The sequence below is a fragment of the Neobacillus sp. KR4-4 genome (assembly GCF_042136325.1).
Classification (GTDB): Bacteria; Bacillota; Bacilli; order Bacillales; family Cytobacillaceae; genus Neobacillus.
In genome coordinates this window covers 1-11,224 of record NZ_JBHHJU010000035.1, presented here as the reverse complement: position 1 = coordinate 11,224, position 11,224 = coordinate 1, and the positions used below count along the sequence as shown (strand labels likewise).

Annotated in this window: 10 protein-coding genes; 2 read left to right on the top strand and 8 right to left on the bottom strand. The window is 30.5% G+C overall.

The window, feature by feature from the left end; genetic code table 11:
• The first annotated feature begins 437 nt into the window (after positions 1–437).
• On the top strand, positions 438–929 hold the full coding sequence (locus ACE198_RS24670) for a hypothetical protein (protein ID WP_375377402.1): 492 nt from the start codon (positions 438–440) through the stop codon (positions 927–929).
• A gap of 162 nt (positions 930–1,091) precedes the next feature.
• Here the strand turns inward: ACE198_RS24670 and ACE198_RS24665 are convergent, their stop codons facing one another.
• Positions 1,092–1,424 carry a GIY-YIG nuclease family protein gene (locus ACE198_RS24665; RefSeq protein WP_375377401.1) on the bottom strand — a complete coding sequence of 111 codons (333 nt, stop codon included), beginning with the start codon at positions 1,422–1,424 and terminating at the stop codon, positions 1,092–1,094.
• A gap of 184 nt (positions 1,425–1,608) precedes the next feature.
• Here ACE198_RS24665 and ACE198_RS24660 point away from each other — a divergent pair, with 184 nt between their 5' ends.
• Positions 1,609–1,791: a GIY-YIG nuclease family protein gene (locus ACE198_RS24660; protein WP_375377422.1), complete on the top strand. Its 183-nt coding sequence runs from the start codon at positions 1,609–1,611 to the stop codon at positions 1,789–1,791.
• 380 nt (positions 1,792–2,171) lie between these two features.
• Here ACE198_RS24660 and ACE198_RS24655 read toward each other — a convergent pair whose 3' ends face one another.
• From ACE198_RS24655 to ACE198_RS24625, 7 genes are all read right to left on the bottom strand, one after another.
• Positions 2,172–5,408: an Eco57I restriction-modification methylase domain-containing protein gene (locus ACE198_RS24655; protein WP_375377400.1), complete on the bottom strand. Its 3,237-nt coding sequence runs from the start codon at positions 5,406–5,408 to the stop codon at positions 2,172–2,174.
• A gap of 263 nt (positions 5,409–5,671) precedes the next feature.
• The gene (locus ACE198_RS24650) at positions 5,672–6,043 is read right to left on the bottom strand and encodes a hypothetical protein (protein WP_375377399.1); all 372 of its coding nucleotides are present in this window, start codon (positions 6,041–6,043) and stop codon (positions 5,672–5,674) included.
• On the bottom strand, positions 6,043–6,795 hold the full coding sequence (locus tag ACE198_RS24645; protein ID WP_375377398.1) for a ParA family protein: 753 nt from the start codon (positions 6,793–6,795) through the stop codon (positions 6,043–6,045). Before ACE198_RS24645 ends, ACE198_RS24650 begins: the two co-directional genes overlap by 1 nt.
• A 954-nt stretch (positions 6,796–7,749) precedes the next feature.
• A complete protein-coding gene (locus ACE198_RS24640) occupies positions 7,750–8,727 on the bottom strand; it encodes a hypothetical protein (RefSeq protein ID WP_375377397.1) in 978 nt (325 codons plus the stop codon).
• A 281-nt stretch (positions 8,728–9,008) separates the two neighbouring features.
• Positions 9,009–9,179 (bottom strand): hypothetical protein, encoded by a 171-nt coding sequence (locus tag ACE198_RS24635; RefSeq protein WP_375377396.1) that lies wholly within the window; start codon positions 9,177–9,179, stop codon positions 9,009–9,011.
• Positions 9,180–9,408: 229 nt separating this feature from the next.
• On the bottom strand, positions 9,409–9,858 hold the full coding sequence (locus ACE198_RS24630; RefSeq protein WP_375377395.1) for a hypothetical protein: 450 nt from the start codon (positions 9,856–9,858) through the stop codon (positions 9,409–9,411).
• A gap of 461 nt (positions 9,859–10,319) precedes the next feature.
• Positions 10,320–10,946 (bottom strand): recombinase family protein, encoded by a 627-nt coding sequence (locus ACE198_RS24625; RefSeq protein ID WP_375377394.1) that lies wholly within the window; start codon positions 10,944–10,946, stop codon positions 10,320–10,322.
• Positions 10,947–11,224 lie beyond the last annotated feature (278 nt).

Genomic DNA, 11,224 nt, shown 5'->3' with positions numbered 1-11,224 from the left:
GAATCGAACCCAGCTGGGTTGGCACGCAACCCACGGCAGTTTTGAAGTTTGCTGTCACCTGTTTTTCTGGTATCTTTCAGTTACCAAAAATGCCTTTAAATCAAGCTTTTCTGCCTTCTTGTATTTTCTTGTGTTTTCTAATTTTTAAAATTTGGGCACCAAGCACGGCACCTGAAATGGCACCAAATACATTAAGTCCCTATATTTTGTTCTTTTGTACTTAAAGACTAATAAAAATCCAAAATCTTCTATAGTTTTTAATTTAGATTTTAAAAGGCTAATGTTTAGCCTTTTTTTATTCGTACCCTTTTTTGACTTGGTAAGCAAATACTTCATTCCAAAAAAGAAATGGAAAAGTGGACAAATATTCCCTTAATCTTTTTTAAATGTATACTGATTATAAGAACGTTAAAAGGTACTCAAAAAAGGTGAGAGATATGAACTTAGAGATAGAACTTAAGAAAAAAATAATTTCAAATGTTGAGGAGCTGGTTTCTCTAAAATGTAAACAAATCCAATCTGATTTTAAATTAAATATGATTGAGTTTAATTTGGATGATCCAGATTTAAAACAAAATTTATCAAGGATAAGCAGTTCCGCAGGAATATATTTTTTTGAGGCAGATATGAGCAAGTTTTATGACTCTAGAATTGACAGTATGACGAAAATAGATTCTAAGATAAGAGATAATTTTCTATCAGGACTAGAGGATATATGGCAAAAATATAAAAAAGGTAATACTCCTTCATTTTCAATAAAAAAAGCAAAGAACTTCTTCAATCTGAGGAGAAATCTTAATTCATTTAAAAATGGTTGGGTTCCGCTGTATATAGGAAAAATAAATAATAGCGATGCCAACGAGGATGTTCCAAGAGGAATTAATGGAAGAGTATTAGAACATATTTTTGGAACAAGTAATTCAGGGTAACTTATAGTGAATTAGCCGGATACGAGGACGATAATACCTATTGGGTAGTTACATTATTTGAAAAACAGTTAAGATTACAATTGACTCCAATAATCGGAAAGCAATAAAAAAATCGGTATTAAAAGGCTAAGTTAGTTAGCCTTTTTTTTGTATTTATTAAACTTACTTCTTTTTTAAATAAAAACGTTCTCCCCAATCTTTATATTTTAGCCCTACTATATTATTCCACCTGCGTTCTTTATTGAAAATTGGTTTATATCTCTGAATTAAAGCATATTCTAATAAACTGTTCTCCCTTTTACTATTCCCAAGGTAAACAGTAATTGAAAATATGCGATTCCAAAATTCACTCGAACCTAAATGGAAAGAAAAACGATTAATTATCTGTCCCCTACCTACATAGAGGCATTCATCATTTTTTCCCCATAAAACATAAACTCCCACCATTTTTCGTGAAATTTTATTAATTCCCACAAAGTCATTTTTTACCAGCATATTTTTTTTCCTCCTTGGCATTTTTTAGATTATACAGGTAAAAAACCTAGTTTTATTAATTCTCACTAAATTATAGGGAAAGCGTTAATGGTATAATTATCCTAAAAAAGATTGGTGAAAAAATGACTACTGTTTATATAAAGTGGTTTGGTCCATATAACCTAAAAGTTTTTATCTTGTAGATATCTCTCAAAACAATGGTATTTATGCAATTTATAGAATTTATGGTAGCAAAGAAACTTTTATTTATATTGGCAAAACTACGAGAAGTTTCTTACAGAGGATCAATGAACATTATAATGATTGGCTTTTTGCTGTAAGAGGACAAATTAGGATTAGAATTGAAATTCTAACATTTCCAATTTAAGAAAGGTTTACTGATAAAAAGTTATCAGATGTTGAATCTCTATTAATTCAATGGCATAAACCCATTGAAAACACCACATCTTCGGTTTTTTATCGGGGTAGATTTAGTTTAGAAGTGATAAATCAAGGACGAAGGGGTTCAATAGATAAGAAAATATCAACTTTAGAATTAATTTGGGCATAAAGACTAATTGCTTTATTTTTTTAATAAGGTTCTAATTGTGGTTTTCTTATAAAAATATGGACTTTTGAACAAACATCTATTTCACCTCTTGAGTATTTTATCAGGATATATACTTATAGAAGTTCATAAAAGGTTGGAAAGTGAGGTAAAGTTATCTAACAAAAAAAAGGCCATTTTAACGGCCTTTTGAATTAAAATTAGAGCGTATAGCTCAGCTGGACATTATAAATTTGATTTACAATATAATTTAATCTCTGTTTCAATATTTCAATAGTCGTATTCTTTTCTTGAATTTTTGAAACATAGTTATAGAAGTAATCTTCCCATTCATCTTGATCAGCTAATGATAATTTTACATTTTGTTTTTTCAGTTCCTGTAAAAATTCTATGAATGTCATTAAAGAAAAGCTCTCGAGTTTCTTAGTCACTTTCTTTATCCCTAAATTTTCATTAATTCTCTTATGGAATTTTCCAATTAATTTCGTATTTTCATTTGTAAAAGTTATCAATTGTTCAACTATATATACTAATTCTTTAATTTCTTCTTCATTTCCTTTTACAATAGGGATTTTATTTAGATTTGAAGTATTGTAACGGTAATAACCCCCTAATTTTTTAGGACAAATTGAATTTAGATGCTCTGTAATTAATATTGAATTCAATATTCCTAATAAATAAAGTAAAGGTACTTCATTGTTTATAGGAATAATACCTGGAACGTTAGCACCATTAAAGATAGAGTCTTTTTCCAAGAGTCCTGCTTTTGCTATCGTATCAATCCCTTTAAAAAGAATTTTCTCAACTTTGATATATTCCATTGAACTTGGTCTTACAAGAACATACCATTTATCTTTCGCATATAATTTACGACTGTCTTTTCTCTGTTGTAATTCTTCTTTAAAGTTAAGTAAATAATTATATATATTAACGTATTTTTCTCTTAATTCTTCTTCTTCAATAAAAATAGAACTCTTTTCATCTGTTTCTTTATATGGATAAATAATATAAGTCTTTGGATTTACGTATCCAAATTGTTCTATTTCTTCTCCACGGTATGCATAAGGATACAGTAGTTCCTTCTCTAATTTGTATTTATTAATGGTTTCTTCCGCCACAACAAAAACTTTATCCATTCCAGTAGTACAACCATAGAGGGCTTTTGCATAATACTCCATATCTTTGAAAGTAATTTTATTTTTCTTTAAATGCTTAACAAGGTCAAATGAGTTAAAATTCCAGGCACTTTCGTTCAATGAGTTTATTTCAATAGTTCTAAATTCGGTTTCTTGTATTGAAGTTGGACTTAATTCATTTATTTTTTTATAAAGTAATTCTTCAGCCTTGTTTTTTCTAATTAAGAATATTGCAGGATAAGTGTCAGCATCACCAAAAACAGGTAATGATCCAAAATCTATAATTTTTTGTATATACCCTTCTGATAAGATTCCCCTTAGTTTTTTACCGTAATCCGTTTGCATCCATTGGGAAGAAGAAATATAACAAAGGTTTCCATCTGACTTAAGGAGCTGTAATCCTTTCTCAAAAAATAAGATTGAAATATCCAATTTACCAATTGGAGTTCTATACTTCTTAAAAAAATAATCAACAATTTTACTTTCTAAATTTTGAACTCTGACATAAGGCGGATTACCTACAATAATGTCGAATCCTCCTGCTGCAATAATATGAGCAAACTCTTTTTTCCAATTAAAAGGAACATTGTTTGTAATATCTTCATCGCTTACAAGCGAATTTCCCCATCTAATATTTTCATCTAATGAAGTTAATGGGTCTCTTTTATTCGCCGTTTTAAGCCATAAAGAAAGTTTGGTAATTTCAACGCTTTCTTTATTTAGATCCACTCCATAAAGATTATTTTTTAAAATATGTTTATCAAGATCAAATAATCGTACCTGTCCTTGTTCTAATTCTGAAAGATGATTATTAATTTCTGTTCCTATTTTAAATAGATAATCAAAAGCAGCATTTAGAAATGCTCCCGAACCACAAGCGGGATCAAGTATCTTAATATCTCTAATTACTTGTTGAAGTTTTGTATAGAAATCAATATGAACTTCAACTTTTGTTATTTTTTTTATCCTTTTGCTATTTTTTTTCTTACGATACTCTATAAAATCATCTTCAGTTAATTCAGGTAAATCTTTTTCGCCTAATTTTCTTCTTTTTTCCTCTATCCATTCCCCTATTGTATTTTCAACAATAAATTGAGTAACAAATGTTGGCGTGTAAAAGATTCCATCTTTTTTTCTCTTACTCTTATTTTTATCAAATTCTTCTCCGCGTATTTCTGATTTAAATTCTTCAATATCAGAAATAGATTGTTCAAAAATATGTCCTAATAAATTAACGTCAAGTTCCGAATGGAAATCATATTCCGTAATTCTCTCAAATAAAGGAAATATATCGTCTTTAATAATTAAGGTGTCTAATATTTCATCTTCCTTAAATAGACCTCCATTAAATCGGTTGATATTCATAGGAGGATTACCTTTATCTATGGACCTAAACAATCCCTTTAATTGATTCCAGATTTTAGTTTCACTAATATCAAAAGAACTCTTTGCTGCTTGAATAACTTGACGAAATACATTCTCCGGTAACAATTTCGTATCTTCACAAAAGCAAACAAAAATAAATCGGTCTAGAATTTTTTGCGTCTTTTCAAATAAGGTAATTTCATCAATTATTGGATTATTTTCAACAAGGTGAGAATAAAGCTGTTTTCTAACCTTTTTATAATCCTCATAAAAAGTTTCTGAAATCTTTTCCTCTTCTGCTTCATTTCTTACATACAATTCATCTACTTGAGCTAGTCCATCTCGATTAATCAAGAAGTCTCTATTTAGCAAAAAATAAAATTTCTTAAATGCTTCCTCATCAGTTGCTAAATCTTCCATTAAAAATTCTTCGTATTCCGTCATTGTTTGAGAATGGTAAAGACGAATTTCTTTAAAGTTTGACACAATAACCCATCTACAGTTTTTCATTTTGTATTGGTAGCTAAATGCTTGTTCAACCGGAGTTTGGTTATTTTCTCTTTTTTGCTTCTTATCTAAATCAGTTTGAGCATCTTTTAATTCAATGACCACCCTTACGTCTTGGATTGTTTCAGTAAAAAAACCTAAACTGCCATCCGCCTTGGTCCCATCCATTTTGGTTTTCTGCTCTTGTTGTATATGCCATAAATTTCTTCCTATACGATCTTTATAATCCAATACAGTAGTAAAAATTTTGCTTAGAAAATCACCTTGTATGCTTTCCTCCTTAGTTCTTGCTAAATTACTGTATTGAAGGCTATAATTCCACTTTTTAATTGCTTCCCATTTCTCTTCAAAGTGAGAAATATCTTTAACATTTAAAGTTTTTAATTGGTTTGCTAAATATTTACGGTTAAATATGAATTTTTGACTCACTTTATTCCCCTCTATTTTTCCGTGTTTTTTTAAATATATTTTCATTATACAGGAATTAGGTTTAGTCAACATCTGCAAAAATTGAACAAAATAAAAGCCGCATATAGCGACTTCAAATGACTGAATACTCGTCCTTTTCAATTAGAAACTTAAATGATTTTATCAATTTATTTTCTCTTATGGTTTAAACTTTCTATTAATCTTTATACTTAAATATAACAATGTATTAAATTATATTAACTAACAATGCTTTGCATTGCTGATTATACTAAACCTCTTTTTTCAAATGATTCTCTCACACAATCGTTAACAATTTTAGATAGTAAGTTTTGTCTTCCCCCACCTTTTTTCTTAACGAGCGTGGTTATGACTTTATAAATATCTTCTTCCAAATATACACCTTTATAATATTTTTTATGCTCTTTTTTCCCTACAGGCATTGCGTCCAGAACATTATTTTGATTTGTTTTATTTTCAATTTTGCTAGTATTTTCGCCTTGATTTATGCTAGTACCTTTATTTTCATTTTTACTATCTTTTTTAATGTTACAATCTCCTTCATCTACCATTGTTGATCTTATGAATTCTATTTCTTCATTTAAAATACCATCCCAAGGCCCATTTTCTTTATTCATTAATTTAAAATCTCCCTTGTTAAATTCGAATAAATACCTTTTAATTTATTCCACTTCTTAGACAGAACAGTAGGTGTTTGTTCTTCAAAAATAGAGTTTGCACCTGTAAAAGTTTGAGGGATTTTAGTAGAGGCTAACCTAATTCCTAGACGTTCTGATACAGTTCGTATATCTTTTAAAAAATTTTTATGAACTTTAGATCTTGCATCGTATTTTGTAACAACAATACTGTTGATTTTTAGTGCCGGGTTCACGCTATTTTTCACTTCTTGAATTGCTTTAATTGTATTTAAAATTGATAGCATTCCATATCCTTCCGCTTGATAAGGGATAACAATTTGATCGCTGGCGACCAATGCTTGTAATGCAGCGAAGTTTAATGATGGTGCAGTATCAATGAAAATATATTCATAATTCGCTTTTATTGAATCGATTGCAGCTTTTAAATCCAAAGCTGACCTATCATCTTTTTTCATAAAACTATTCATACCTTTACCTGCTGGTATTATGTCTAACTTCTCACTTATATTAATGATCGTTTCCTTTATGTCTATGCCATTTGCCAAGCAATCAAATAAGGTATATTTAATATCTAAGTTTCTGGTTGGAAAAGAAACTACAACGTTTGATTGTCCGTCAGTGTCAATTACTAATGTTCGTTTCTTTTTTGATATTTCCGCTGAAATGTTGACACACAACGTTGTTTTCAAAATTCCGCCTTTATTTGAAACAACTGAATAAACTTTTGCCATAGGTTTTCCCCTTTTACTAATAAAATTGAAAGTAAAGTTACTAGTAAATTGATAGCAAATTTACTTTCAATATCTTGTTTAGATGAATGATTAAATAACCCTCTAAATAAATAAAATAATTATTAAAGCTTTCAGTGGAATGTATTTAGCTAGGGGTGGCCTTTCAACCGCTAGCCTGTTTTTTATTTTTAAAAGGACAGTTTCACTGCTAAAAAACAAAAGAGCCGGCATTACGGCCAGCTGATTTATTTAAGTGGGTAGAATTTATTCCACGGAGTTATTTATTCATTAATTAGGTTTTTTCTCTAAATGTAATGTAAAACCATATTCAAGTGTTCCGTGAAAAACATTTCCTTTTTATAAATTAGAAAGACTCCCTACGGTGCTCTTTCCTGTGAGGAAGGCTGAAAAACGCCTTCCTTATGGTTGAAGCAATCCTTTATGTATTGCTACAACAACAAATGCTGTTCTAAAAGATTTTTGAAGGCGAAGCCGCCCTTGGGTTATGCGGCAGCGTAACTCACCAATGGTTTTGTTTTTAAAAAGGAATGGTTTTCACAGAACGTAAGTTTATTTTTCTCGAGCTGATTCTTCCATCGACAGAAAATTATTGTACGAGATGATAACTCCTCTTGTTTAAAAATGAACTTTCAAGTTCAAAAGAATAAAACTTTTAATATAATAAAAATGGTTTCTAATTTCGCGATTTTGTTAGAAAACCAAAACACAAACGGTAATGCGTGAGGGATAGGAATCAAATAATAATTCATCTATATTCATTAGTAAAAAATCAATTAACTTCGTTAAATAGATTACTATAAGATAATTCTAAGAGGGGGATTTGAAAAAGGTTGATATGACGGGCTTAAATCAACATAATAGGTATTAAAAATCAGAGGTATTTTTGCGAATAGGTATTAAAAATCCGGGGTATTTTTGGTATATAAAGAAGGATTATTTACGCTTCTTTGCTTTTTTTTTCTTTGATTCTAATTGCTTGAATTGAACTCTTATTGCTTTGGTGTATTCGTCTTCGCCATTCTCATCCTTTCTAAACATCAAATCAGGATGAACAATAAAACGATAGCTTTTATGTTGCTTATGTACCATAAATGCACCGGCTTTTTCATATGCATCTACATATCCTTTTATAGTAGTATCATCTTTTATCCCAATAATTTCAGCTAGTTGAGTTTGATTCAAATGGTGTAAAACGAATTCATTTTCTTCTAAAAGTAAATTATCAGCAACACTTAGATTTGGTTCAATTAAGACATTATGATCCGGATTAGCTACTAAATAATAAGTTTGATAGTGAAAGTTCCTTATAAACTTTAATAAAGCACCATATTGTTTATCGTTAAGTTTAGAGCGAACTTCGTTTAATTTATTATGGAACATTTTTGTGAATTTTATTTTTTGGCCATTTCCTTTAGCAGCAGTGAAAAAGTCACTGTTCAACAAATAAAAATTTTCTTTTTTATTTTTCGGATTTTTCTCCCGGATTAAAGCTTCTAATTTTACTAATTCGCCCAAAAGTTTTTTTGTATTACTTTCGCTTTTATTTAAATACAATGATATGTCTTTTAGGTTCATCTTCTCTCCTTCTTTATCACCACTGGTATGAACAAGATAATTCTTGCTTTTTAGTGTGACACAAAAGAAAAGGTCAAGTAATACACTGCATTGAGGTAAACTTAATTCTCTTTCAATTTCCCTATATTTGTTATGAACAACTCTCACAAATGTACCTTGAGTTAGACGACTTGTTTTACGGTCTTTTTTCTTTTGTTTCTCTTTTTCTAACAAATCCTTGTAAGCTTTCGCACTGGTTCCTCGGACTAACCTATCTCCTTCACGTATTTCTTTGGTTTCTCCTGTTACTACATTAAGCATTCTCCAGTCTGATAAACTTTTTTCTTGTTTTTCCAACTTAATTCACTCATTTCTATTTAAAAGTTGTTGCTAATAGAAGAAGAGTGAAGTCTTATCCTAAAAATCATCCAGTTTCTCGAATTTCCGTAAATATAATTTCTTTTTTTTATAATGGGTTGCTTAATTAATTCTTAAATACATTTAATATAAAATAAAATTAATAAGTAAACCTCACTTTTTCGTTGTCAGGGAAAAAGGGTGTGGATACACTTCAGCGTGCAATTACTCACCGGCTCCCAGCTAGTGATTTTTTTGCGTCTTCTTTTTTAATATTTACATTATTTTTTCGGCTTCAAAGATTCTAACAAAACAATAACCAATTGTTTGTCTTTCTCGCTCTCAAATTGTTTCAAAATCACTGTTACCTCATCCGATAAACGTCCAAATCTAATTTGATGCCCACGCATCTGGTCTTTTTTGGGGCGGCCAATTTTTTTCTTCTCTTCCAAATTGATTACTCACCTCTCTTTTTTGACATACTAATTTTTAATAGTGAAAAGTCAACTTTTCATTCTATATTTTTATCGATAAAAAGATTTTCCCTTGAAAAAATTCATTATATTTTTTTAGAGAAAAGCGATTAGCATTGCTGCTGATCGCTTTCGTTGTTTTTTATATAATGTCTTCCCCGGGTAGCTTGATACCTTTGCAAAGCTAAATTTGATTCTCTGGGTTTACTCATAAAAATGACAAATTAGCATCTGGAAAAACTGTCACTATTTCAAATGCTTTCTTTAATTTTTCATTTGTGTTCCCAAATAGAAGTTGTAGCTGTAATGATTCGTTTTTTTGCAGTTCATTTACAACTCCTTCTACCACAATTAAATCACTTTTTTGAGGATTAAAGACTTCTATAAAAACATCTGTAGTCCAGGCACATTTCAAAATTCGAAAAGAAGCCTTGTCGATTTGAATGAAACATCCAATACTATTTTCCATTTCTTTGGTTGTTGCATTATCGTGATCAAGCACGGCACGTACATAGATATGTTGTTCGGTTACTTGGAATTCCCAAGCATATATAGTTTTTTCAACATCATCAAAAATTTGTTTGTATGAAAGATTAGGTTTAGGTATTTCGTGTGAAATATATACACCCTTACCAATTGAAAAAGTAGAATTTGACATTTAAAGCTCCTCCATATAGCCTTTCCTCTTTCAGAAAGAAAGCTTCTTGTAAGATATAAGATTTGTATTCCTGAGTTTGTGAAATATCATAGAGGATTTGAAAATATTCTTAATTTGTTCCTTCATCGAAATAATAAAGTGTCCTATTTTCGGAAAAGAATCTACTGATTCCCAATAAACATCTATGTACTCAGCATCTTCTCTGGTCCAAAAACCATTCTTCTTGGCTTCTTTATAATCGAAGTAGGGAATTTTCCCTTTCATATTATAAAGGGCGAAATATCTCTTTTTTCCATTATGGTATTCAAAAATAAAGGCGGCCGGCTCTAGGTCCTCCAATCCAAATTGAGAACATAGAAAATCCGGAACATAAAAATGATAAGAATTATTCAACTTAGGAAATTACTCTTCGGTAGCATATGGCTTTCCTGAATGCTGTACCTGTTTTAATGTGTACCATTTCATTCAGCTGCACCTAACCCATCTTGCTTGGCTTGGTACTCCCTTAACCTTCTATAAAAGGTAGATCTACTCATTTTAGAAGCAGCAAGTGCTTGTTTAACCGTAAATTTACCTGTGTGATATTTCTCAATGGCATCCTGAACTTGATCCTTGTTATATGCTCTTTTTCTACCATTGTATTTTTGGGGGTTATTTGCTTTGGAAATGGCAATTCCCTCTTTTTGGCGTTTAAGCAGCTTTAAACGCTCTGTTTCCGCAATTGCTAAATACATAGCAAGCATATTGTAGCCATTTGCCCTTACGATAACATCGTCACTTTCTGTCATTTGGTTCATCCAAAGATAATCAAGAAAGATTAGTTTGATTTTATTTTTTTGGAACCAATATAGTTCCTGCATACCAGCATCATAGCTGCGGCCCATTCTATCAAGCTCGTGGAACACGACGCAATCTGATTCTTTTAATATAGATTTCAATTTTTGATATTCAGGTCTATCGAAATTTTTACCTGACAATTTATCAATAAAAATATTTTCTTCTTGTACTCCATATTCAATTAATGATTTTATTTGCCTGATCTCCGACTGAAGTTTGGAAGACACGCGACCATACCCATATATTGTCACTTACACAAAATCCCCTCTCAAAATTACAAAATATTATGGCACAAACTTTTGACACACGCCAAACCCTTGATGCTACGTTGTGTAAAATTGTGCCTTTAGGGTTTACCCTATCGATACATTTAAGTTATATTCTTAAACCCTTTGGTAATTCGTAAGCCCCCAATCAAACAACGCATATAAACCCGCAGCTCCTCTTGGTACGATACATGTATCAACTAAAGGAGGTGCTTTTTCTTATGCCAAAACAAAAATTAACAATCGTCCCCGTTTCACTCCAC

Bases quoted from the DNA above. Each gene is read 5' to 3' on its own strand.
- ACE198_RS24650 (WP_375377399.1), bottom strand. From the start codon at position 6,043: ATGAATAAAGAAAATGGGCCTTGGGATGGTATTTTAAATGAAGAAATA.
- ACE198_RS24630 (WP_375377395.1), bottom strand. From the start codon at position 9,858: ATGTCAAATTCTACTTTTTCAATTGGTAAGGGTGTATATATTTCACAC.
- ACE198_RS24665 (WP_375377401.1), bottom strand. From the start codon at position 1,424: ATGCTGGTAAAAAATGACTTTGTGGGAATTAATAAAATTTCACGAAAA.
- ACE198_RS24670 (WP_375377402.1), top strand. From the start codon at position 438: ATGAACTTAGAGATAGAACTTAAGAAAAAAATAATTTCAAATGTTGAG.
- ACE198_RS24645 (WP_375377398.1), bottom strand. From the start codon at position 6,795: ATGGCAAAAGTTTATTCAGTTGTTTCAAATAAAGGCGGAATTTTGAAA.